This window comes from Achromobacter sp. GD03932, from assembly GCF_029839485.1.
GTDB classification, from domain to species: Bacteria; Pseudomonadota; Gammaproteobacteria; order Burkholderiales; family Burkholderiaceae_B; genus Achromobacter; species Achromobacter bronchisepticus_A.
The window spans coordinates 1-23,231 of sequence record NZ_JAOCAT010000014.1 but is presented as its reverse complement, the minus strand read 5'-3'; the positions used below and the strand labels follow the sequence as shown (position 1 = coordinate 23,231).

The 23,231-nt window shown below is 66.3% G+C and carries 28 protein-coding genes; 24 read left to right on the top strand and 4 right to left on the bottom strand.

From position 1 onward, the window contains the following. Positions 1–194: 194 nt before the first annotated feature. A complete protein-coding gene (locus tag N5C88_RS14680) occupies positions 195–1,154 on the bottom strand; it encodes a LysR family transcriptional regulator (protein WP_280015594.1) in 960 nt (319 codons plus the stop codon). Positions 1,155–1,333: 179 nt separating this feature from the next. Between N5C88_RS14680 and N5C88_RS14675 the strand changes: the two genes are divergently transcribed. Beyond that, complete coding sequence (locus tag N5C88_RS14675; protein WP_054459352.1) at positions 1,334–1,792, top strand: Lrp/AsnC family transcriptional regulator; 459 nt, start codon at positions 1,334–1,336, stop codon at positions 1,790–1,792. 320 nt (positions 1,793–2,112) lie between these two features. Here the strand turns inward: N5C88_RS14675 and N5C88_RS14670 are convergent, their stop codons facing one another. Next, entirely contained in the window at positions 2,113–3,021 is a 909-nt protein-coding gene (locus tag N5C88_RS14670; protein WP_011829921.1) for a LysR family transcriptional regulator, read from the bottom strand. Positions 3,022–3,087: 66 nt separating this feature from the next. Further along, entirely contained in the window at positions 3,088–3,693 is a 606-nt protein-coding gene (locus N5C88_RS14665) for a hypothetical protein (RefSeq protein ID WP_088446874.1), read from the bottom strand. A gap of 232 nt (positions 3,694–3,925) precedes the next feature. Here N5C88_RS14665 and N5C88_RS14660 point away from each other — a divergent pair, with 232 nt between their 5' ends. The 16 genes from N5C88_RS14660 to N5C88_RS14585 all read left to right on the top strand — a co-directional run bounded on the left by N5C88_RS14660 (position 3,926) and on the right by N5C88_RS14585 (position 18,622). Then, complete coding sequence (locus N5C88_RS14660; protein ID WP_161611526.1) at positions 3,926–4,837, top strand: LysR family transcriptional regulator; 912 nt, start codon at positions 3,926–3,928, stop codon at positions 4,835–4,837. A 530-nt stretch (positions 4,838–5,367) separates the two neighbouring features. Next, entirely contained in the window at positions 5,368–6,129 is a 762-nt protein-coding gene (locus N5C88_RS14655; RefSeq protein ID WP_161611527.1) for an ATP-binding protein, read from the top strand. A 118-nt stretch (positions 6,130–6,247) separates the two neighbouring features. Continuing rightward, complete coding sequence (locus tag N5C88_RS14650; RefSeq protein WP_016446183.1) at positions 6,248–6,466, top strand: AlpA family transcriptional regulator; 219 nt, start codon at positions 6,248–6,250, stop codon at positions 6,464–6,466. A 40-nt stretch (positions 6,467–6,506) separates the two neighbouring features. Continuing rightward, on the top strand, positions 6,507–7,373 hold the full coding sequence (locus tag N5C88_RS14645) for a ParA family protein (RefSeq protein ID WP_088446871.1): 867 nt from the start codon (positions 6,507–6,509) through the stop codon (positions 7,371–7,373). After that, positions 7,357–7,593, top strand: a complete 237-nt coding sequence (locus N5C88_RS14640; protein ID WP_012584779.1) for a hypothetical protein — start codon at positions 7,357–7,359, stop codon at positions 7,591–7,593. Before N5C88_RS14645 ends, N5C88_RS14640 begins: the two co-directional genes overlap by 17 nt. Continuing rightward, positions 7,586–9,244 carry a ParB family protein gene (locus tag N5C88_RS14635; protein ID WP_088448475.1) on the top strand — a complete coding sequence of 553 codons (1,659 nt, stop codon included), beginning with the start codon at positions 7,586–7,588 and terminating at the stop codon, positions 9,242–9,244. Before N5C88_RS14640 ends, N5C88_RS14635 begins: the two co-directional genes overlap by 8 nt. A gap of 17 nt (positions 9,245–9,261) precedes the next feature. Then, positions 9,262–9,822: a DUF2857 domain-containing protein gene (locus N5C88_RS14630; protein WP_023434596.1), complete on the top strand. Its 561-nt coding sequence runs from the start codon at positions 9,262–9,264 to the stop codon at positions 9,820–9,822. Between the two features lie 2 nt (positions 9,823–9,824). After that, positions 9,825–11,018: an STY4528 family pathogenicity island replication protein gene (locus N5C88_RS14625; protein ID WP_023434595.1), complete on the top strand. Its 1,194-nt coding sequence runs from the start codon at positions 9,825–9,827 to the stop codon at positions 11,016–11,018. Positions 11,019–11,256: 238 nt separating this feature from the next. Then, entirely contained in the window at positions 11,257–12,009 is a 753-nt protein-coding gene (locus N5C88_RS14620; RefSeq protein ID WP_031285324.1) for an OST-HTH/LOTUS domain-containing protein, read from the top strand. A gap of 188 nt (positions 12,010–12,197) precedes the next feature. Next, positions 12,198–12,986, top strand: a complete 789-nt coding sequence (locus tag N5C88_RS14615; RefSeq protein WP_023434593.1) for a PFL_4669 family integrating conjugative element protein — start codon at positions 12,198–12,200, stop codon at positions 12,984–12,986. Continuing rightward, complete coding sequence (locus N5C88_RS14610) at positions 12,983–13,531, top strand: DUF3158 family protein (protein WP_004362273.1); 549 nt, start codon at positions 12,983–12,985, stop codon at positions 13,529–13,531. Before N5C88_RS14615 ends, N5C88_RS14610 begins: the two co-directional genes overlap by 4 nt. After that, positions 13,528–13,911: a single-stranded DNA-binding protein gene (locus N5C88_RS14605; protein WP_003141056.1), complete on the top strand. Its 384-nt coding sequence runs from the start codon at positions 13,528–13,530 to the stop codon at positions 13,909–13,911. Before N5C88_RS14610 ends, N5C88_RS14605 begins: the two co-directional genes overlap by 4 nt. Positions 13,912–14,205: 294 nt before the next feature. Continuing rightward, positions 14,206–16,221 carry a DNA topoisomerase III gene (locus N5C88_RS14600; protein WP_031755005.1) on the top strand — a complete coding sequence of 672 codons (2,016 nt, stop codon included), beginning with the start codon at positions 14,206–14,208 and terminating at the stop codon, positions 16,219–16,221. Positions 16,222–17,000: 779 nt separating this feature from the next. Then, a complete protein-coding gene (locus N5C88_RS14595; RefSeq protein WP_031755004.1) occupies positions 17,001–17,237 on the top strand; it encodes a hypothetical protein in 237 nt (78 codons plus the stop codon). 25 nt (positions 17,238–17,262) lie between these two features. Beyond that, positions 17,263–17,655, top strand: coding sequence for a hypothetical protein (locus tag N5C88_RS14590; protein ID WP_003141051.1), 393 nt, complete (start codon positions 17,263–17,265; stop codon positions 17,653–17,655). A gap of 250 nt (positions 17,656–17,905) precedes the next feature. Continuing rightward, a complete protein-coding gene (locus N5C88_RS14585; RefSeq protein WP_088446868.1) occupies positions 17,906–18,622 on the top strand; it encodes an ABC transporter substrate-binding protein in 717 nt (238 codons plus the stop codon). Between the two features lie 140 nt (positions 18,623–18,762). Here the strand turns inward: N5C88_RS14585 and merR are convergent, their stop codons facing one another. After that, positions 18,763–19,167: an Hg(II)-responsive transcriptional regulator gene (merR, locus tag N5C88_RS14580; protein ID WP_043105730.1), complete on the bottom strand. Its 405-nt coding sequence runs from the start codon at positions 19,165–19,167 to the stop codon at positions 18,763–18,765. A 72-nt stretch (positions 19,168–19,239) separates the two neighbouring features. Here merR and merT point away from each other — a divergent pair, with 72 nt between their 5' ends. From merT to N5C88_RS14545, 7 genes are all read left to right on the top strand, one after another. Continuing rightward, a complete protein-coding gene (gene merT, locus N5C88_RS14575; protein ID WP_043105729.1) occupies positions 19,240–19,590 on the top strand; it encodes a mercuric ion transporter MerT in 351 nt (116 codons plus the stop codon). Between the two features lie 12 nt (positions 19,591–19,602). Continuing rightward, positions 19,603–19,881, top strand: coding sequence for a mercury resistance system periplasmic binding protein MerP (gene merP, locus N5C88_RS14570; protein ID WP_088446867.1), 279 nt, complete (start codon positions 19,603–19,605; stop codon positions 19,879–19,881). An 18-nt stretch (positions 19,882–19,899) separates the two neighbouring features. After that, positions 19,900–20,322: an organomercurial transporter MerC gene (gene merC, locus N5C88_RS14565; protein ID WP_088446866.1), complete on the top strand. Its 423-nt coding sequence runs from the start codon at positions 19,900–19,902 to the stop codon at positions 20,320–20,322. Between the two features lie 26 nt (positions 20,323–20,348). Beyond that, a complete protein-coding gene (merA, locus tag N5C88_RS14560; RefSeq protein WP_088446865.1) occupies positions 20,349–22,034 on the top strand; it encodes a mercury(II) reductase in 1,686 nt (561 codons plus the stop codon). Positions 22,035–22,050: 16 nt separating this feature from the next. After that, positions 22,051–22,404 (top strand): mercuric resistance transcriptional repressor MerD, encoded by a 354-nt coding sequence (gene merD / locus N5C88_RS14555; protein ID WP_088446864.1) that lies wholly within the window; start codon positions 22,051–22,053, stop codon positions 22,402–22,404. Continuing rightward, positions 22,397–22,615, top strand: coding sequence for a broad-spectrum mercury transporter MerE (gene merE, locus N5C88_RS14550; RefSeq protein ID WP_230433949.1), 219 nt, complete (start codon positions 22,397–22,399; stop codon positions 22,613–22,615). Before merD ends, merE begins: the two co-directional genes overlap by 8 nt. Continuing rightward, the coding region (locus N5C88_RS14545; RefSeq protein WP_280015593.1) for an EAL domain-containing protein at positions 22,612–23,231 on the top strand (620 nt) is incomplete at its 3' end. The genes merE and N5C88_RS14545, both read left to right, overlap by 4 nt.

Genomic DNA, 23,231 nt, shown 5'->3' with positions numbered 1-23,231 from the left:
GAAGTCGATGACCACTGATGACGTGATCAAGTCTATGAGGAGAGTGGGTGAAAACTCTTCGATTTTTTACCCCTTCCGGAGGCAAAAAGAGAAAAATAATCACCACCGAATCCTGACAATCTGGCGAAGGCGAATTGGCCAGGCCGGGGCGGACTGGCTAAGCCGGGTCAGATCAGACCCGGGGATGAAAGGCCTCAGCTTCGAGCAGCGGCGCTGGCACGTCTCGGCCTGCTTGCGTTAAGGGAATTCCACCGGCCCGCGCGCTCTTCGATGGTGGAGGGAAAAATCTCCAGGCAAAGCTTGTGAAGCGAACGCACGAATGGATTCGATTTCAGGAACATGGCTTCGCCGAAATAGATGGGAATCCTCGGCGCGTTGGGAAGCGCGATGCAGCTCAGGCGCCGATCCGACTCGTCGATGCACCACGTGGGAAGCAATGCGAAACCCAGGCCTTCATCGACGCAACGCTTGACGCTCATGCTGGTCGAGGTAGACACCGCGACCTTGGGCTGCTCGTTGCCGACCGACAAATAGTCCAGTGCGATATTGCGAAGCATCTGGCCCGGTTCATATGTCACCAGCGGCCGTCCAAGCGCCCACTCCGGAACAGCCGTCTCATCGGCTGGCGCGGGCCAGCTCGACGGGAACGCCAGCGCCGGCTGGTAGTGGCAGATAACGCGTTGCGGAATCACGGTGTCGCCAAAATAGCGCTCGCTCAAACAGACATCCAGCGAGCCGTTGCGGATCAGCTCCGGCAACGAGACGTCCTTTTCGTAGCCGACGATCTCGACGTTGGGATACATGCGCCGAAACTTCGTCAGCACCGGCGGCAGCAGGTAGTAGAAGATCGCGTGCGGCATCCCGATACGGATGACTGGCCGTTCCTTGTCGATCAGGTTGCCCAGGCGCGTCAGCATGACGTCGAATTCAGGCGCCAGCAGCCGGTAAAGGCTGGTGCCGCGCGGAGTGAGCTTGATCGACTTGGCACCGCGCCCAGCCACCACCAGCTTCTCGCCGACGCGCTGCTCGAGGCGCCGGATGTGATTGGCCACCGACTGGTAGGTGATGTTCAGCCGGCGCGCCGCGGCGGAATACGTGCCCTCCTGTGCGACAAGGAAAAAAGTCTGCGTGAGAGTAAGGTCCACCTCTTGCATCGCGCCTCCGGCTCGCCGGCTCAAATATAAAATTTCTTGTAGGTTTGGCTCGATGAATTGTATCGCCCCCGGGTGTAGCGGCCTATAACATCGACCTCAGGTTTGGCCTCCGAACCGCGCGGCGGCAACGGCATACAGGTATGTTCGCTGCGCAAAAGGGAGGGTAAGTTGAGTGAGCCATGGACAAGAAAGATCGCTGCATCCTCGCGTTGCTTCAGACTGATGCGCGCCTCTCGAACAATGAAATCGCGGAACGGGTCCACCTGTCCCCGACCGCGTGCTGGAAGCGGATTCAGCACCTGCAGGCATCCGGCCTTATTCGCCGCCAGGTTTGCCTGTTGGACAACAACAAGGCGGGGCTGGGCGTGACTGTGTTCGTGTCGATAAAGACGAACCGCCATGACCTGAATTGGCTGGAAAAATTTTCGCTCGGCGTCAAGGATATGCCCGAAGTCATGGAGTTCTATCGAATGACCGGCGACACCGACTACCTTCTCAAGGTGGTGGTGCCCGATATCGCCGGGTTCGATTTCGTCTACAAGAAGCTCATCCAAGTCGCCGAACTGTTTGACGTCAGTTCGAGTTTTGCGATGGAGGAGCTCAAGTACACCACGGCATTACCGCTGGACCATCTTTGATCCGCAAATGCGGCAAGCCCCAGCCCAAAAGAGCTGCAGCCCAAAGAATGGGTTGGATGTGGAGCGTAATTGGAGCGGGTGATGGGAACAGCACCCGGTCGCTAACTCGTTTATTACGAACGTCTTTTCCGATCCAAGCGTCACGGAATGGACTCGATTGTGGACTCAAGTCTTCGGCCTGGTCAACGCAGGCCGTTGTGGGTGATCCAAAGCGAGCCAAGCACATCCACCAACAGCCAGAGCATCGGATTTCATTCCGAAGTCTATCTGTCCACTGGCACATCACGCCACAGGCCGCAACGGACAGGTGAGCTGCGTCCTCAAAGGACTGGCTCATCATCGACCGGCGCGGCCCCGTCTTTCACCCGCTCGATGAACCGCCTCATGGGCTCCGAGGGTTCGCCCCGGCGGCGCAGCAGGTAGGTAGAGAGCATCGGTGGGGTGCCGGCCAGGGGACGAATGGAGATGTCCGGGCGCTGTAGCGTCTGCACCTGCGAGGCGATGGCGAAGCCGATGCCGTAGCCGGCGCCGACCAGGGTCAACATCACGCCGAGGCTGGTCACTTCATCGACCAGCTTGAGCGGCGTGCCTGCGTCCTGCAGCAGCGCTTGAATCTGATGGCGGCAGCCCGATCCCGATTCGGGATGGCACAGAACCAGCGGAAACTTCAAGGCTTCGGGCAGCGGCACCTGCACGTGTGCCAGCAAGGGATGGCGTGCGGGCACGATCACCGACAGCGGGTCGGTCCACACCGGCTCGGCGACGAGGCCATCATGCACCGCGTTTGACAACGCAAAGCCGATGTCCAGCAGATCATCGTGCAGCATCTTGAGCTGCTGCGCGAACGGCAGCTCGAAGACGCGAATCTCCAGCTCGGGCTCCTCCTCACGGCTGCGTGCCAGCAGGGTGGCGATGCGGGGCTGCGCCAGGCTGTCGCAGATGGCGATGCGCAGATGGCCCTGGTAGCCCTGTGCCGCCGCCTTGGCGCTCTTGACTGCCTGCTCCACGGTGGCCATCACGCGCCGGCATTCGCCGAGGAACACCTGGCCGGCCCAGGTCAGCCGCGTCAGGCGTGTGCTGCGGTCGAACAACTGCACGCCAAGCTGGCTTTCCAGGTCGCGCATCGCACGCGACACAGGCGACTGCTCGATGCCCAGACGCTCGGCTGCACGGGCCAGATGCAGTTCTTCCGCAACTGCGACGAAGTAACGCAGCAATCTGAAATCCAAGGCCACCTCCTGTTTGTCTTCTTCTGGTTCGACCTCTCGGGCGCCAGCATCTACATCCGCATCCCGTCAGCACCTCCTTCGATTGCATCGCGTCGAAGCACTCATGCCTGTCGGGAGCCCGTCGCCGACACGCGCGGAGCTGGCCGGCGCACACAGCCGGACACTGAATGCTGATGGCCATGTTTGCTGCTGCCATGCCAGGGCGGGCGGCCAAGCAATATGACGCAGGCGTTCCTGCGAACCAGGGCCGCGAAGACGATGCTGCGTCCGCAAGGCTGGTAAATCAGCCGGTGTGCCGAGCACCGCGCGCAGGCGCTCACGCGTGTCGGAGTTCGCGATCGGTGCAGCCGACGACGACACGCCGGCGTCAGGGCGGGCGTGCCGATGCAGTTTCATGAGGGTGTCTTTCGGCTCACCCCGGTCGCTGCCCGGGTCGGTCACGAAGCTCAGTTTCAACACCCGGACTTCTGCGTAGCCGCCAACACCTGGGCGACGCGCTGGCGGGCCCACCAGGCGGTCGCCGCGGATGAAGTCCTCGGGCTGCGGTTGACGCGGCGCGGAGGCCTGCAGCCGCTGCGCGAGCTGCTCGTCGCCCATGCGTTCGTCGTTCCAGGACACGCTGCCGTGGGTGGTGACGGACAGGTTCGCCACGTCGGGCTTGATCGGCTTCACTCCATTCAGACACGGATGCTAATGAGAATTATTATTGATTGTCCGTGGTTTTGTGTGATATGGCAACACCGATGGAATAACCCGGCCTTGCCTGGACACTCGCCGCCTCGCCGGCGACTGAAGGCCGGATGGCGGCAACTGGAAGGCCTCTGTGACCGGCATCGCCACCGGGAAGCACTCATGCGGTTCCCTGCGGCCAGAGGAATGGACTCCACTTTCTGGGGGGAAGTACATGAACTTGCGCCATCTTCGCTGTTTCATCGCCGTGGCCGAGGAGTTGCACTTTGGCCGGGCGGCGCGGCGGCTGCATGTGGAGCAGTCGCCCCTGTCGCGCACGATCCGCCAACTGGAGGCGGACCTGGGCGTGACGCTGCTGGAGCGCACGCCGCGCGGCGTGCGCCTGACCCCGGCCGGGCAGGTGTTCCTGGAGGAGGCCCGGCGCGTGCTGCTGACCCTTGAGCAAGCCCAGACCAAGGCGCGGGCGGTGGCGGCGGGACACCGAGGCACCCTGCGCATCGCCTTGGCCGGCGGCGTCGGGCGGACCCGGCTGTCGGCGCTGCTCGCGCTGTGCCGCGAGGAGGCGCCGGAAGTGGGCATCCGGCTGTTCGAGGCGCCGCTGTCGCAGGTGGTGGGCGGGCTGAGCAACGACCTGTACGACGCGGCCTTTGCGATGGCCGGCGAGATGGAGGCCGGGGTGGTCGCCAGGCCGGTGTGGCAAGATCCACTGGTGGTGGCCATACCGGCGCGGCACCCCTTGCTGGCGCACAAGCGGGTACCGCTGGACGAGGTGGTGGGCTACCCGCTGGTGCTGTGTCACCCGCAGGTTTGTCAGGAGTGCAGCCGGCAATGCGAGCGCCTGTTGCGCCTGGTGGAGACACCGCCGGTCGTGGCCGAGTACGTGACGACCCACTCGTTGATGCTGGCCCTGGTGGCGGCCGGCTATGGCGTGGGATTTTCCACCGCGGCCCACGCGGTGGCATGCCGGCAGGCGGACGTGATCGTCCGGCCGCTGGACGAAGATTCGGCGGCGTTGACGACCTATCTGCTACATCCCGAGGGCGCGATGTCGGAGCCGCTGCGCCACTTCATCGACCGTGCTCAGCGTGTCGGCCATATGCCGTTGGATACGCAACGGCTCGCATGAGGCTGCTTCAGGCGGGTTGGCCGATGCCATTTTGGTCAAAGCGCCAGACCTGTTTTGCCACAGCGGGACTCCATGCCGCGGTGCACGGAGGCGCTGCACTCAGGCGTTGCTCGCGCTTGCGGTTGGCATCCAGCGATGAGACTCGCATGCCCATCATGGCGCGTCACAGCGAAGACGCGCGGCGCAACAGTGCTTGCCGTATGCGCATCGGCTCTGGCGTGTTGAGCTGATCGCGCTTTACTGGGCCTTTTCCCCTGCAAAGACTTTGGCCTGGTTATCCGGGTCAGGCATGGTGCCCGCGAATGACGCTGGTGACAGCATGTTTCGCGGCTTGCGAATTGTGAGTGATGGCGCCATGCGCGGCAAGACGCACATCTCGCAACGAAACCGGCGGCATCGTCGATGCCACGGTCTTCGCCGCTTCGCCACTTGCTCGTTTCGCCCGGAGATTTCTGGACGGCCACGCACGTCGCCTGTACGGCGGGTGCGTGTGCGTGGACTCGGTGCGATGACGAATGGAGGCGCGCGATATGCCGAAGTCGAGCAGCCTGGCCGATGGTGCCAAGACCTACTACCGCCCGATCGAGGCGGCAATCCGCTGGAGCGGATTGCTGCGCTTCGAGCGGCGCATCCTGGCGACCTTGGGACAGCGGCCTCTACCGGAGGCAACGGAGTTTCCGCGCTGGCCGATGCTGAGGTTGAACACCGAAAGAATCTTCGATGCGCTGGCTCACGGCGAGATGCCGTATGGCAAGGAGGGTTTGGTGCGGGACACGCAGGGCCTGGCGATGGACGACCGGTCGCTGACGGTGCGGCACGTCGACCTGAAAGCCTGGATGGCGCACTACTACCCCGGCGAGAAACCGGCGTTTCTGTTCGATGAGATCGAGCGTGCACTTCACCCGGCGATCAGCCTGGACACAGTGGGCGCATTGCTGGCCGAGCGGGAAGCGATCAAGGCGCGGCTGGCGGAACACTTGGGCGTGCACGAGACGCTGCGCGCCGAGCACGAGGCGCTGCTGAAGACGTACGCCGCCTACACGGTCGACGCGGAGCGTGCGAACACGCCTGGGCCGCGCAGCGAATCGACCTACCTGAACATCGTTGGCGGGCTACTGACGCTACTGCTGGGCAAGTCGCCCAGCGGCATGCCGTATTCCAGCTTCCTGACGCAGGAAGCCATCATCAGCGCGATGGTGGCGCACCACGGCAACGCGATGGGCATCACCGAGCGCACCCTGCAGGCCAAGTTCGCACTGGCTCGGCGCAATTTGCAGAGCACAACTTCCTGAGCGATGCCAGACCGTATCTGCGGTCGCGGAAACCGCATTTGCGGTGTCTTTCTTCAACGCGGCGTTCTTAATTCGAGTCACGCCAATCAGCGCCACTGAGCGTTAAGGAGTGACCCTCATGTCTTCGCAGACCACCGCCACGGCGGCACCGACCGAGCACCGCATCCTGCGCCGCGCCGAGGTCGAAGCCAAGACCGGCTTCAAGCGCGCGCACATCTACAGCCTGATGAAGGAAGGCAAGTTCCCCAAGGCGCTGCGCCTGGGCGTGCGCGCGGTGGGCTGGGACTCGGTGGAGATCGAACAGTGGATCGCTGATCGCCTCAAAGAACGCGCCTGACGCTTCTTCTCGGTTCATGCCATTCGACGAGGAGAAGCTCATGCAGGTGGTGTCCATCATTTCGACCAAGGGCGGCGTGGGCAAGACCACGACGGCGGCCAACCTGGGCGGCTTCATCGCCGACGCCGGGCTGCGCGTGCTGCTGCTGGACCTGGACGTGCAGCCCACGCTGTCGAGCTACTTCACGCTGGACCTGCGCGCGCCCGGCGGCATCTACGAGATGCTGGCCTTCAACGAGCGGCGCATCGAGCAACTGGTGTCGCGCACCGCGATCGCGGGCCTGGACCTGGTGCTCTCCAACGACGACCGCGGCGAGCTGAACACGCTGCTGCTGCACGCACCGGATGGGCGCCTGCGACTGCGCCATCTGCTTCCCGTCTTCCGCACGCACTATGACTTGCTGCTGGTCGACACCCAGGGCGCGCGCAGCGTGCTGCTGGAGATGGCGGTGCTGGCGTCCGACCTGGCGCTGTCGCCGGTGACGCCGGAAATCCTCGCGGCGCGCGAGCTGCGGCGCGGCACGCTGCAACTGATCGAGGACATCGCGCCGTATCGGCACCTGGGCATCGAGCCACCGCCGCTGCGCCTGCTCATCAACCGTGTGCATCCGGTGTCGTCGAACGCGCGGCTGGTCCAGCAGGCGCTGCGACAGGTGTTCCAGGAACAGGCCGGCGTGCAGGTGTTGGGCACCGACGTGCCGGCCATCGAGGCCTATCCGCGCGCTGCGACACGAGGATTGCCAGTGCATCGGGTGGAGTACCGGCAGCCGGCGGGGCGCACGGCGCCCGCGGCGCTGGAGACCATGCGCACGCTGGCCGGCGAGCTGTTCCCCGTTTGGCGGGAGCGCTTCGCGCTGGTCACCGGTCGGGCCGATGCGGGAGGGGCCGGCCATGGCGAGCGCGCATGAACTGGCGCGCGGCCGCGAACGGCTGCGCGCGCTGATCGAGTTCGCGCTGGGCGAAGGCTGGCGCGTGGTGCGCACGTCCGGTGGGCACCTGAAATTCACGAAACAAGGCTGCGCGTCGATCTACACCAGTTCGACTGCGAGCGACCACCGTGCCGACCGCAATGCCCGCGCGCAGCTTCGCCGCGCCGACCGGCAAGCGCAAGAGAACGGCCGTGGCTGACCTGACGCCGCAGGACATGGCTGCCAAGCTGCTGGCCACCGGCTTCGAGCGCAGCGGCCCTTCGGCCACGACCTTGAGCGACCCCATCGCCGACACCCCGATGGTGGTGACGCTGGACCAGTTGCGGCCCTACGACCACGACCCGCGCGTGACGCGGAACCCGGCCTATGCGGAGATCAAGGCGTCCATCCGCGAACGCGGGCTGGACGCGCCCCCCGCGATCACGCGCAGGCCGGGCGAGGCGCACTACATCATTCGCAACGGCGGTAACACGCGGCTGGCGATCCTGCGCGAGTTGTGGAGCGAGACCAAGGAGGAACGCTTCTTCCGCATTGCGTGCCTGTTCCGCCCGTGGCCGGCGCGCGGCGAAATCGTGGCGCTGACCGGGCATCTGGCCGAGAACGAGCTGCGCGGCGGGCTGACCTTCATCGAGCGGGCCTTGGGCATCGAGAAGGCGCGCGAGTTCTACGAGCAGGAAAGCGGCCAGGCGCTGTCACAGAGCGAACTCGCGCGGCGGCTGACTGCCGACGGCTATCCGGTGCCGCAGTCACACATCAGCCGCATGAACGATGCGGTGCGCTATCTGCTGCCGGCGATCCCGACGCTGCTGTACGGCGGATTGGGCCGGCATCAGGTGGACCGGCTCGCGGTGCTGCGCAAGGCGTGCGAGCGCACCTGGGAGCGGCGTGCGCTGGGCCGCACCGTGGCCGTGGACTTCGCCACCTTGTTTCAGGACGTGCTGACGCAGTTCGACACACAGCCGGACGACTTCTCGCCGCAGCGGGTGCAGGACGAGCTGGTGGGCCAGATGGCCGAGCTGCTGGAGGCGGACTACGACACCCTGGCGCTGGAGATCAACGACAGCGAAAGCCGCCAGCGTGCCCTGACCAGCGAACCGGCGGTGCCGACGCCACCGGCAGCGCCTGTCTTGCCTGCTGCACCTCCCTCGCCGGTCTCCGCGCCTCGGCAGCCACCCGCCTCGTCCGTGCCGCGCGACACCACGCCGGTCGCGCCTCCGGCGCCAGCAGCGACACCGCCTGCATCGCCCGACGCGCCGGAGGACCAGCACGGGCAACGCGACGAGCGTCTGCAAGGGCACATCGTGACACCGGCACCGACCACCGAGCGCCTGCTGTCCATCCAACGGATGGTCGCGGACCAGCTCGGCGACAAGCTGCCCGACTTCGAGGCCGATGCGCTGCGTGCGATCCCCGTGCAGGCTGGCGGGCTCTATCCCATCTCGGACGTCTGGTACATCGAGCCGGGGCTGGACGCGCCGGATCGCCTGCGCGTGCACATCGCGCAGTTCGCGCGCGAGATCGCCGGGGACGCGGCGGTGGCCGACCACATCGAGGCCATCGACGGCGGCATCGGCTTCGTCTGCGTGGCACCGGCCGTGGGCCAGGCGAAAGCGCTGCCGGCGTTCGCGCGGGCGGTGCTCACCCTACTGCATGCGCTGAGTGCGGCGCCGCCCGCCGCGAACGGATTGGACCGCGCGCGGCTGGCCGACGAGCTGGCGGCGCTGCTGCATGGCCACGGCGGCTCGGCCACACGCCTGAGCGATGCTGCGCTGGTGAAGCTGTTCCGTCTGCTGCGCCTGGCGCGCCGGCTGCTGGACCTGCAAGCCGGCGAAGCGGGCCAGGAATCCTGAGCGCAGGAGGCTCCCGTATGTCGGCACCGCACCCGCTCAACCAGGCCGTGATCGCCCAGGCCCTGCATGACCTGCGCAACGGCCAGTTGCGCCGCTGCAAGGCCATGGGCTTCGGCGAGGAGGAGCTGGATGCGCTGAAGCACCCCGAACTCGTGAGCATGCTGGTGAATGCCACGGTGTCGTGGTGTTCGGTGTCGGTGAACCGGGAGGTGTTGAAGCGGCTGCTGAGCCAGGTGCACGACGTGGAGCGGGAGATCGCCACGGTGGACCGCATGCTGCGCCTGGGGGCGAGCACGGAGATGGTCAGCAAGTTCTACGGCCTCACGCATCAGGAAGTGGCGCTGCGCCGCGACATCCTCGGGCTACCCAAGCGCAAGGGCCGGCATCCGGTGCTCGATGAGGCGCAGGACGTGACCTTGTGGGAGCGCTGGAAGGCCGGCGTCGCCGAGCGCCATATCGCCCTGACCGACGACATGGCGATGCTGGCGTTGACCATGGACCTGGCCGAGGCGCTGAGCCTGCCCATGTCGGTGATCTGGTCGGCGATACGGAACTGGATCGACCAGGGGCTGGTGTAGCCATGACCACGGGCAGCGCACCACGGCGCGATGGCCCGGTTGCGCTGTCGGCGTTGTTCGACGCGGCGCTGCGGCACCTTGAGCCGAAGGAACTGGCGCAGGGCACGGCGCCGAACCAGGACGGTTTTCTCTACAGCGGCAACCGGCACGAGAGCGTGCCGCGCGCGCTGTTCCTCGACCGACGCCTGACGCCGCTGGAGCGAAACGCCTGGCAGGTGTTCCGCCTGCAGCTCAACGACGACGGCGTGACCGCCTTTCCCACCTACGACCAGCTCCGCCCCTATCTGGCGTCCATGCCCTGTGCGGCGCAAGCCTCGCACGAGACCGTGGCGCGCGCCTTGACGCTGCTGCGGCTGACGCGCTGGCTCAGCCTGGTGCGGCGGCGGCGCGATCCCAAGACCGGCCGTATCCAAGGCAACCTCTACGTGCTGCACGACGAACCGCTGTCGCCCTTCGAGGCGATGCAGCTCGATGCCGACTACCTCGGCCTGGTCAGTCAGGCGCTGACCCATGCCGCCAAGGCGGTACAGATGGTGGGCATGAACACGCTCAAGGAGATTGCCGAAGACCCGCTGCTCAGCGGCCGCACGCTGCCGACCCGCTTGCAGGTGCTGGCGCAGCGCATGGCGCGGCATGGCTGGACGACGCCAGGTTATCCACAGGAGGGTGCGGACCACGAATCCGAAGAAGGCCAGGAAGCCCTGCTTCGGAATGGCGCGCGCCCGTCTTCGGAATCCGAAGCAGGGCCGAAACCCGCGCCGGACGGCTCTCTTCGGATTCCGAAGGAGGACCGTACAGTACGTAATGATCGTATAAATGAAGTACGTACAGTACCGCGCGCGAGGGCCTTGCAGAACCTGCGGCTGCCCGAGCGTTTCCTGCGCTTGAAGGACGAGCAGCAGGCCGGCGCGCTGGTGGCGCTGCAGCAGGTGGACGAGGCGCAGAGGCAGGCCGTTCTCGACGAGTGGGCGGCACGCTGCCACAACAGCGCGGTACGCAACCCGGCCGGCTACCTGTTTGGCATCATCCAGAAGGCGATCCGCGGGGAGTTCAAGGCCTGGGCCGGAGAAAGTGCATCGACGCCGCCAGCGCCCCCGTCACCTGCGCCCTCGTCACCGCCAGCATCCCGTGCGGCTGACCCCGAGGTGGCACGTGCCTACCTGGCTCAGCTCCGAGAAGCCTTGCGTGATCGCTGATGTTGACTATCCCCAGGGGATAGCTGGAACAAACACCCTTCCGCCGTGCTCGATTGCTGCCCGCCGAACGACAGGCGAAACTGTCGCCTGTGAATCAAACGAGGACAGCCACGCACGAGCCCGGCCAACGATGGATATGACGACTTTCCCCGTCACAAACGCACTGCAACCACTACAGCGAGACGTTCAGCGCTTGCTGGGCAGATGCCTGTTGCGCCTTCAACAATACGAGCGCCTCATGAAAGCCATCGTGGCCCACCACGAGATTTCAGGCCCGGCGCATTCGCTGGAGGCCATTCGCGCAGCGCGGATTGAAGATGCCGCGACCAAGACCCTGGGCACGTTGATCGGACAACTGTTTGGTTCGTATGTCGTCACCGATGGAAATGGCGGCGAGGAACGCGACGACGATCTTCCCGGCGACGTGATCTCCTTTCGCACGCGCGTGCAACTGAGCCTGTCTGCGCAGGACTACGCCAAGACCCAGGCCGACCTCAAAGACCTGGTATCGCTGCGCAACACACTGGTGCACCACTTCATCGACCAGCACGATCTATGGACCGTGGACGGGTGCCGCGCTGCACAGGACGAACTCGGTTCCGCCTACACGCGCATCGATCACCACTTCGAGCGGTTGCGCGGCTGGGCCGAGCACATGGATCAGGCGCGGCGCCTGGCAGCGGAATTCGTCCAGTCGGATGTGTTCCACGACCTGGTGGTCAATGGCATCGCGCCGGACGGCACGGTGGACTGGCCGGCCGCCGGCATCGTTCGTGCGCTACGCGAGGCCGCCGCGCAGTTGGCCGTCGAGGGCTGGACACCGATCGCCGCCGCTGGCCGCTGGATCGCGGACCGGCATCCCGAGCAGCTTCCAGCCAAGTACGGCTGCAGCAGTTGGCGGCAGGTGGTGCACGAGTGCCGCCTGTTCGAGCTTCGCTACCGTGAGGTGGAGGGGCAACGGGCCGCCTGGTACAGACCTCGCGAGGCATAGCCCCGCGACGCGGTCTCACCTCCGCGCGAGTCGCGAACGACTCCGCCGAGCTATCCCCAGGGGATAGCCGGCACACACAGCCTTCCGCGCAGAACAAACCGGGCGCGCATGGGCTGCGGTTTGTTGACTGACAGCCTTCCGGCCGATGCCGATGCTGGCGACTCGCCCCTTCACCGCGAGTCGCTCTCATGGCCAACGAACGCACAGAACCCCTGCAACTGAATCTCGGATCGCTGCGCAGCGCGATGTCGCTGACGCTGCACACGCACCACGCTTCGCGCATCTGGCACGGCCGTGCGCCGACCGAGGGGCGCCCCGGCATCATCGGTCTCAACGGCTTCATCGGCGCCATGAACAAGATGAAGCGCGGCGCCGAGCAGGACGACCCGTACTCGGACTGGTGGATGTTGCGGATCGAGGACAAGCTCGCCGACACCAAGACCCGTCTGCAGACCCTGCGCGAACAGGTGGATCAGGCCTTGGCCGACGTGCCAGCGGCGCTGTCCCTGGGCGAGAACATGAACGTGCAGCCGGTGAAGCTGCCGCTGTTCGTGAACGCCCAGCTCGGTTTCATGGCGGTGTATCTGCTGGCCGACTACGACGACCTGGCACGCAAGCTCATCCTGGCGCACCACACGGCGCTGATCGACCGCAGCACCTTGGAGCGCTGGCTCAATGATGGTGCGCACGCGCTGCGCAGCCTGTTCTCGCTGGCCCAGCAGTACCGCTACTCGGGCACGACGCGCGACGACTTCGCGGCGAAGAACGCGGCGGCGCGAGCGGCGCTGGAGAAGTTCGGCGAGTTGCCGCAGGACGTGCTGGAAGGCACGCGCCGCTCGCGCTTCGCGCCACCCATCGCGCGGCGGTCGAACAAGCCCGGCACGCCGCCTGCTGCGCCTGCCATCGTGCCCGATGCGCAGGCTCCCACGGGTGGCGCAGCCGATGGTGCCGCGGGCGATGAGGGTGCTGGCGCATGACAGCATCGCCCCCTATCAGCCACTCGACGCGCTTCGTGGCGCTGGAACAGGCGGACTTCCAGCGGCTGGAACACGCAGGCTACCTAAAAGGCCTTTTACAGCCTTTTAAGGGTAAGGGGAGTCTGGAGACCTGGGCCAGCCAGTGCGCAGCGCTGCGCGACGACGTGATTGGCCTGGCGCAGCGGCGCGTGCTGCCCCAGGCGCGCGCCTATCCATTCAGTCTGCTCGACGTGCAACTGGCCCAGCAGGCCACTGGCGCAGGGACGACCTTCCTGCGCTGGCGCAACCTCGACCGTTCCTCCATGGGCGTGGCGTTGTGGGAGGCCCTGCTGGCCAACCCCGCGACGCCGGCCTCGCTGATCGACGAGCTGTACGCGATCGAACTGCAGCGCATCGTGCTGAACATGCAGATCAGCCTGACCCACAGCATCGCCCGCCAAGCCCTGGAATGCGCCAACAAGGCCGCGCAGGCCGAAGCGGCTTACCTGCGGCGCGTCCACGGGCATACCGCGTCCGTTCCACCCACCACCAAGGAGTCTCCATGAGCACGCACTTCGTCGGCGAGGGCAACATCGGTTCTGCGCCGGACTACCGCGAATTTCCGAACGGCAACGACGAGCCACGCCGGCTGCTTCGCCTGAACGTCTACTTCGACAACCCGATCCCGAAGAAGGACGGCGAGTACGAAGATCGCGGCGGCTTCTGGGCGCCCGTGGAGCTGTGGCACCGCGACGCCGAGCACTGGAAGACGCTATACCAGAAAGGCATGCGGGTGCTGGTCGAGGGCCGCACCGTGCGCGACGAATGGGAGGACGCCGACGAGAACGAGCGCGTGACGTTCAAGGTCGAGGCGCGGCGCGTGGGCATCCTGCCGTACCGCATCGAGTCGGTGGCGCTCAGCACCAAGCCGGCCGGCGGACAGTAATTCGCCCATCGCCGTTCCCCCGAGGGCGACTGTAGCAACCGTCATACGCCCGCGATGCACCAGCGAGCTATCCCCAGGGGATAGCTCCAAGGTCGTCCACGGAGTTCCAGCCGCCCTCCCGAAACGACGCTCTTGCTGTGCCAGCTCCTACGATCTATGCACACCGCTGCGGCAACGAACCGCCTGCCGATCACAAAGCGGTGTCTGCATCAATCGACTTCCTTGCTGCCGGCATCTCCTGGCCCCGCCAAGCTGACGCCCATCCGATGAACCGCACATTTCCAAGGAGGCTTCATGCGCGTTTTCCTGTGCGAGAAGCCGTCCCAGGGCAAGGACATCGCCCGTGTGCTGGGTGCCGGTCAACGCGGCAACGGCTGCTACAGCGGCGCGGGTGTCGTCGTGACCTGGTGCATCGGTCATCTGGTGGAGGCGGTTCCGCCCGAAGGCTACGGCGAGCAATACAAGCGCTGGGCCATCGAGCAACTGCCCATTCTTCCTGAGCGTTGGCGTGTCGAGCCCAAGGCGGCGACCGCAGCGCAATTCAAGGTCGTGCAGCAGCTCGTCGCCAAGGCGGGCGAGCTGGTGATTGCGACCGACGCCGACCGCGAGGGCGAGATGATCGCCCGCGAGATCATCGACCTATGCGGCTACCGCGGGCCGATTCAGCGCCTGTGGCTGTCGGCGCTCAACGATGCGTCGATCCGCAAAGCGCTGGGTGCGCTCAAGCCGTCCGCCGAGACGCTGCCGCTGTATTTCTCCGCACTCGCCCGGTCGCGCGCCGACTGGCTGATCGGGATGAACCTGAGCCGCTTGTTCACACTGCTGGGGCGCCAGGCCGGCTATACCGGCGTGCTGTCGGTGGGGCGCGTGCAGACGCCGACGCTGAAGTTGGTCGTCGATCGTGATCGCGAGATCGCGCGATTCGTCTGCGTACCGTTCTGGGCCATCGAGGTTGCGCTTTCGCATGCAGGCCAGTCCTTCGTCGCAAGCTGGACGCCGCCGCAAGGCAGCGCCGACGATGCGGGCCGCTGCCTGCAACAGCCGGTGGCGCAGCAGGCCGCCGAGCGCTTGCGGACGGCCGACTCCGCCCAGGTGCTGTCGGTAGAAACCGAGCGCGTGCGCGAAGGGCCGCCGCTGCCGTTCGACCTGGGCACGCTGCAGGAGGTGTGCTCCAAGCAGTTGGGCCTGGACGTGCAGGAGACGCTGGACATTGCCCAGGCGCTGTACGAGACGCACAAGGCGACAACGTATCCGCGCTCGGATTCGGGCTACCTGCCCGAGAGCATGCTGGCCGAGGTGCCGACCGTACTCGACAGCCTGGTCAAGACCGACCCCAGCTTGCGGCCGCTGATCGAGCGCCTGGATCGCCAACAGCGTTCGCGTGCATGGAACGACGGCAAGGTGTCGGCTCACCACGGCATCATCCCGACGCTGGAGCCCGCCAACCTGTCGGCCATGAACGAGAAGGAACTGGCCGTCTACCGGCTGATCCGCGCTCATTACCTCGCGCAGTTCCTCCCGCACCATGAGTTCGACCGGACGGTAGCGCAGTTCTCGTGCGGCAGTCAGTCGCTGGCGGCCGTGGGCAAGCAGATCGCCGTCACCGGCTGGCGCGAGGTGCTGGCGACGCCGGGGCCGGACGATGCCGATGGCGAGGATGCGCAGCGCAGCCAGGTGCTGCCCGCCCTGCATGCGGGCTTGTCCTGCCCGGTCGGCAAGGTGGATCTCAAGGCGCTGAAGACGCTGCCGCCCAAGCCCTACACGCAGGGCGAGCTGATCAAGGCCATGAAGACCGTCGCCAAGTTCGTGACCGACCCGCGGCTGAAACAGAAGCTGCGAGATACCACCGGCATCGGCACCGAGGCGACACGCGCCAACATCATCAACGGTCTGATCGGTCGCGGCTACCTGGTCAAGAAAGGCCGCGCCGTCCGCGCTTCCGACGCGGCATTCACGCTCATCGACGCGGTGCCCTCGGCCATCGCCGACCCCGGCACCACGGCGGTGTGGGAGCAGGCGCTGGACATGATCGAGGCCGGCCAGATGGCGCTGGACACCTTCATCGAGAAGCAGTCCGTGTGGGTCGGCCAGCTCGTGCAACAGTACCGCGGCGCAACGCTCTCGCTCAAGCTGCCGCCGGCGCCGGCCTGCCCGCAGTGCGGCGCACCGATGCAGCAGCGCACGGGCAAGAGCGGCGCGTTCTGGTCCTGCTCGCGCTACCCGGACTGCAAGGGCACGTTGCCGATCGAGTCCCCGACGGGCCGGCGCAGCGCACCGCGCAAGCGGCGCGCTGCCTCCAAGGCGTCCTGATCCTCGCTTCCCCCTGCCGCGCCGGCCACTTCACTGGCGGCGAGGCAAACGTCCCGCACCGCGCGGGACTCCAAAGCGCGCGTCTCCTTCTGCAACGGTGTGCGCGCCCCGTCTGCCCGCCATCGGGCGACGGGGCGAGAAGGTCAATGCTCCACGAATCGCGCCCGCCGCCATTCCCTTGATCGGTGTGCCTTGCCTCGGTCATGAGGGGCTTCCTGACGCCTTGCCGCCGCGCGAGCCGTGAGGAGGCCCCTTGGGCCGAGGGTATTCCGTGCCGGTGCCCGCCGGCGGAACAACGGGCTCCCTTTGTGCGCGTATGCGTGCCAAAGGTTTCCGGCCCCAGCCACGAAACGGGCCGGGTGCGATTGCTGACGCAGCGAACGGCTTTGACGACGGCCCGCGCTGACGCAGCCCACAGGTGGTTTTCCTTCCTCTCCAGCCGAAGGCCCGCGTGGCCTTCGGCGCCCTGGTCCTTGCCTTGTCACGTGACGCGGGCCTGTCCTAAAGCGGGCCGTCCGCGATTCGGTTTTCCCTGCGACGGCAGCCATGCTTCGCGCCCATCCTCACGCCATGCGTTGCTGACAGTCGTCAGCGGCATGCCCCGGCAGTCCCGGTCTTCAAGACTGCAACGCGGTTCGCCGCGTTGACCGATCCAGTCCGCTTCGCATCGCCCACCGCGGACGCTCGCCGGCCTGGCGACGATGCACTTTTCTCAACCACCCGAGGGGAACTCCATCCTCTACGGGATGCGTGCTCCTCGACCCACCAAGGAGCACGGCATGTCTGAACCTTCTGCATCTTCCTCTGCAACCGCAGTGCGCAGTGGTGCGCTGGCGCTGGCCTGGACCGGCAAGCGTTTGCCGCTACAGGTGCTGCGCAGCGCGGCCGGCCACTACATCGGCACGCAAGACGACGAAGGCCCGGTATCGCGGGAGTCCGTCGAGTATTTCCCGACCCACCTCGCAGCACAGCGCGCCCTGGGTACCCATGCCTGGACACAGCGCGCTCACCCCTGATTCCCACCCTTCGAGGAGTTCTCTCATGAATCTGTCTTTACCCGAAGACGTGCTCGATCAGATGGCGCTGGAACAGGCGCACTTCGACGCTGCACCGCAGGCCTTCTTCGAGGCCTGGAAGCGCGGCGCGCAGATCGCCGGCCACGAGTGGTTCGGCGACGGCACACGCGAAGGTCTGCAGCGTGCCACCACCAAGTGGGACCTACGGCCCAACATGCTGATGCTCAACGACGCCCTGGGCGTGCTGAGCAGCGGTCAACGCATGTTCCTGTCCGCGATGGTGAGCTTCTACAACTCCCGCGAGGGCGGCGCGATGCTCAAGCGTTGCGGCTTCGAGGGGCTGTCCGACTTCGGCGGCCTCGATCTGGAACGGCGCCAGGTCATCGCTGACCTCACGCTGCACTACAACGGCTGGTGAGCCGCGCCTGGCAACCCACCGTCCTTTCATCCCACCCCACGAGGGACATGCGTCCCCGTTCGGGGCCATGTCCCTCCTTCCTTTCGCAGGAGCGGCCATGTCCCGAATCACCATCTTCCACTGACCTGCACCGCCCGCCACCAGGGCGGCCCGACGCCGCGGCCGGCTGACCGGTTGCCACTTCATCCACTCGCTGGGGTTCAATCCCCGGCAGGGGATTGCCTCGGCCATCCTCTGCTGGAGGAATCCCATGTCTCATTCCAAAAACCCCTTCGTCCGCGGCTACGATGGCCTGTCCGTGCAGCGGCTGCTGGCGATTTCCTACGACGACGACTGCCCGCTGAGCTATCTGCCGCTGCACGTCTCGCAGTCGCACCTGCCGGACAGCCAGGTCGAGCGCCATGCCTGCGTCTTCTGCGACGACTTCGCGCTGATCACCGAGGGCCAGAACGTGCCGCCCGAGCTGGACGCGCAGTGCCCCAGCCACGGTATCGCCCGAAACCTCGTCTACGCCGTCATGGCCGAAGAAGCCGGCAAACCGCTGCACGTCGGCGATACCTACTCCGAGGAAGCCGCGCGCGAGGTGGTACACCGCCTGCGCTTCGAGACCGGCTTCTACGGCCGTGCCTGGGAAATCAGTTCGGCGCACATCACCGAGGAGGCCGGTCGCTATCTGGCCAACCTGGCCGACATCGACACGCCGACCCGTTTCCTGTTCGTTGCCTTCCGCATTCCGTACAGCCCGGCGGTCGGCGTGAAGCTGATCGCCACGCCCTGGACGGACGAGAACCTGCAACGGGTCGAAGGCATCACCGCCGAGCGGTTGCGGCGAGAGCATCGCCGGAAAGGCATGCCGGAGTCCCTCGTCGAGGTGCTCCACCTGGCCGCGCTCGCCGACGTGCGCCTGCTGATCTTCGATGGCGACGCGCCCGTGCTGGACGGGCTGACGCTCTACGACGACGAGTAACCCGCAACCCATTCGAGCCCCCATGTCGGGGCTCTTCCTTTTCATCGAACTCGGCGGCGGCCGCCGTTTTCAGAAGCCGATTGCCCGAGATATCTGACGTCCATGGCGCTTTCCTGATGCCCTGGCCAATCCATGACCTATCAGCAATGCAGGGCGGCGATCAGCGGACAGGACACATTGCCTTGGTGCGCATGGCACTCGCCGACCAGCTTGGACAAGGCTGCCTCGATCCGGCTCAGGTCGGCCAGCTTGGCGCGTACGTCGGCAAGCCGCTGCGCGGCCAGTTCCGCCGCCTCGCTGCAATGGGTCCCGTCTTCCAGTTTCAGAAGCTGCCCGATCTCGTCCAGGCTGAAGCCCAGCCGCTGCGCCCCTTTCACGAACTTCACCCGCGCAACGTCGGCGCTGCAGTAGCGGCGGATGCTGCCGTAAGGCCGGTCCGGCGTCGGCAGCAGTCCCTTGAGCTGATAGAAGCGGATCGTCTCGACATTGACCCCGGCCGCCTTGGCGAAGGCGCCGATGGTCAGGCTATCCGGTTCGGTGCTCATCGCGCTTGACTCCGTAGTTAACTACGGAAGTAACGTTACAGCATCAAGCGAAACCTCGAAAGGAGAAACCTCATGTCGGAACCGCAATCCGGGCGTGGTGCCTTGGCCGCCGGTGGCCTAGCCGCCATCCTCGCCTCGACCTGCTGCCTCGGCCCGCTGGTGCTGGTCGCGCTCGGCTTTTCCGGCGCCTGGATCGGCAACCTCACCGTGCTGGAACCGTACCGGCCGATCTTCATCGGCGCAGCGCTGATCGCGCTGTTCTTCGCCTGGCGCCGCATCTTCCGGCCGGCCAACGCTTGTAAGCCGGGCGAGGTCTGCGCGATTCCACAGGTTCGCACGACCTACAAGCTCATTTTCTGGATCGTGGCCGCCTTGGTGGTGGTCGCGCTCGCCTTTCCCTACGTCCTTCCGCTGTTCTACTGACAGGAGATCATCATGAAGAAACTTGCCGCACTCGTGGCCCTGGCCGCCACTCTTGCCACGCCCGCCTGGGCCGCCGTCCAGACCGTCACGCTGTCAGTGCCTGGCATGACCTGCGCCGCCTGCCCGATCACGGTCAAGAAGGCGCTCACCAAGGTCGAGGGCGTCAGCCAGGTCGATGTCAGTTTCGACCAGCGCGAAGCGGTCGTGACCTTCGACGACGTCAAGACCACCGTCCAAAAGCTGACCGAGGCCACCACCAACGCGGGCTATCCGTCCAGCGTGAAGCGCTAGGCGCGGAGGGGCGTCGCCATGAATCCGATCATGCGTATCGCCGACAAGGCCGGCGCGCTCGGCGCGCTGGTGTCTGCCATGGGCTGTGCGATGTGCTTTCCGGCACTCGCCAGTCTGGGCGCCTCCATCGGTCTGGGCTTTCTGAGCCGTTGGGAAGGGCTGTTCGTCAATACGCTGCTGCCGGCCTTCGCCTGGCTGGCGCTGGTCATCAACGCGCTGGGCTGGTTCAGCCACCGGCAATGGCACCGCAGCGCGCTCGGCATGCTCGGGCCCACAGTCCTGTTGCTATCACTCTATCCCTGGTTCCAGTACGGCTGGAGCAGTTATGCCACCTACAGCGGCATCGGACTGATGCTGGCGGTGTCGGTCTGGGATCTGGTGTCACCGGCCAACCGCCGCTGCGGACCGGATGGCTGCGAACTGCCCGCGAAGCACGGCTGACGCGACAACCCCATGAGGGACAAAACATGACCCAACTGAAAATCACCGGCATGACCTGCGAATCGTGTGCAGTCCACGTCAAGGAAGCGCTGGAGCAGGTGCCCGGCGTGCGTTCGGCCGAGGTGTCTTACGCCAATGGCAATGCAAACCTGGCCATGACCGCAGAGACTCCGACCAACGCTCTGCTCGCCGCCGTCGCCGGGCTCGGATACCGGGCCGCGCTGGCTGATTCGCCGAATACGCCGCCGCATGGCGGGCTGCTCGACCGCGTGCGCGAATGGGTTGGTGGCGGAAGCCAAGCCGGTCACGGCAATGACAAGCTGCACATCGCCGTCATCGGCAGCGGCGGGGCGGCGATGGCCGCTGCGCTCAAGGCCGTCGAACAGGGCGCGCGCGTCACGCTGATCGAGCGCGGCACCATCGGCGGCACCTGCGTGAATGTCGGCTGCGTCCCGTCCAAGATCATGATCCGTGCCGCCCACATCGCCCATCTGCGCACGGCGAGCCCGTTCGATGACGGCATCGCGGCGGCAACGCCGGCCATCCTGCGCGAGCGGCTGCTGGCCCAGCAGCAGGCGCGCGTCGAGGAATTGCGCCACGCCAAGTACGAAAGCATCCTGGACGGCAATCCGTCCATCACCGTCTTGCATGGCGAAGCTCGCTTCAAGGATGGTCGCACCCTCGGCGTGCGGCTGGTTGAGGGCGGCGAGCGCGAAATCGCCTTCGACCGCTGCCTGGTTGCCACAGGCGCGAGCCCGGCGATTCCGCCGATTCCCGGCCTGAAGGACACGCCCTACTGGACTTCGACCGAAGCCCTGGCGAGCGACACCCTTCCCGAGCGGCTGGCCGTTATCGGCTCATCGGTGGTGGCGGTCGAACTGGCGCAGGCTTTCGCCCGGCTGGGCAGCCGGGTGACGATCCTGGCGCGCAGCACGCTGTTCTTCCGTGAGGACCCGGCCATCGGCGCGGCTGTGACCGATGCCTTCCGCGCCGAAGGGATAGCCGTGCTGGAGCATACCCAGGCGAGTCAGGTGGCTTATCAGGACGGTGAATTCGTGCTCACGACCGCCCAAGGCGAGCTGCGTGCCGACAAGTTGCTGATCGCCACCGGCCGCAGCCCGAACACGCGCAGCCTGAATCTCGAAGCCGCCGGCGTGACGATGACCCCGCAAGGCGCCATCGTCGTCGATGACGGCCTGCGCACGAGCGCGCCGGACATCTACGCCGCCGGCGACTGCACCGACCAGCCGCAGTTCGTCTACGTCGCGGCGGCAGGTGGCACGCGCGCCGCCGTCAACATGACCGGCGGCAAAGCGGCGCTCGACCTGACCGCGATGCCGGCCGTGGTCTTCACCGACCCGCAGGTCGCCACCGTCGGGCTGTCCGAAGCCGAGGCCCACCTCAAGGGGATCGAGACCGACAGCCGCACGCTCGCGCTCGATAACGTGCCGCGCGCGCTCGCCAACTTCGATACCCGCGGCTTCATCAAACTGGTGATCGAGGAAGGCACGCGTCGGCTGATCGGCGTGCAGGCCGTCGCACCGGAGGCGGGCGAACTGATCCAGGCGGCGGCGCTGGCGATCCGTGCCCGGATGACGGTGGAGGAGCTGGCCGACCAGTTGTTCCCGTATCTCACGATGGTCGAAGGACTAAAACTGGCGGCGCAAACCTTCAGAAAGGATGTGAAGGCTTTGTCCTGCTGCGCGGGGTAGCGGAAAGGAGGAAGCGATGGACGATTACACCATCTCCAGGCTCGCCGGGGCGGCCGGTGTCAGCGTCCATGTCGTGCGCGACTACGTGCTGCGCGGGCTGGTGCATCCAGCGCGGCGCACGCCGGGCGGCTATGGCCTCTACGACGAGCAGGCACTCGCGCGGCTGCGCTTGATGCGGGCGCTGTTCGAGGCCGGGATCGGCCTCGATGAGTTGGCCCGGCTGTGCCATGCCCTGGATGCGGACGGCGATGCCGCCGAGTGCCTGGCCCGCTTGCGCACGTGGCTTGCGGCACGGCGCGAGCGGCTGGAGTCCCTCGACCGGCAGCTTGCCGGCATGGCGGATGCCAATGTGGAGTGCCGTTATGGATGACGATCAAGCGCCGGGCTGGCGGGCTTACGCCTGGGGTGTGCTGGCCGCGCTGACCTGCCCGTGCCACTTGCCGATCCTGGCCGCCGTCCTGGCAGGCACGACCGCCGGCGCGTTCCTCAGCGAGCATTGGGGGATCGCGGCGCTCGCCCTGGCAGTTCTGTTCCTGTTGGCCCTGACTCGTGCGCTGCGGGCCTTCCAGAGCCGGTCATGATCGTGCCCCCATCTGACGAACCGACCGCCGCGCAATTGGCGCGGGCGGCCGAACGGCAGGAGCTGGTCCTTCACTACCAGCCGATCGTCGCGGTGGGCAGCGGCGCGCTCATCGGCGCGGAGGCGCTGTTGCGCTGGGCGCACCCCGACCTCGGTCTGCTGGCCCCGGAGCATTTCCTGCCGCTGGCCGAAACTGCCGAGCTGATGCCGCAGATCGGCGATTGGGTATTGCGCGAAGCCTGCCGGCAGATGCGTGACTGGCAAGCGGACGTCCCTGGGTCATTCCGCCTGGCGGTCAACGTGGCCGCCAGTCAGGTGAGAGCAGACTTCGACACCGGCCTGCGGCAGATGCTGGCCGAGGCGCAGTTGCCCGGCGACCGGCTGGAGATCGAGCTGACCGAAACGGCCGCGTTCGGCGATCCGGCGCTGTTCGCCCTGTTCGACGCCCTGCGCGCCGTCGGCGTGCGCTTTGCCGCCGACGACTTCGGCACCGGCTATTCGTGCCTGCGGCACCTGAAGTGCTGCCCGATCACCACGCTCAAGATCGACCGGTCCTTCGTGGCGGGACTCGCGGACGATGCCCGCGACCGCACCATCGTGCGCACGGTGATCCAGCT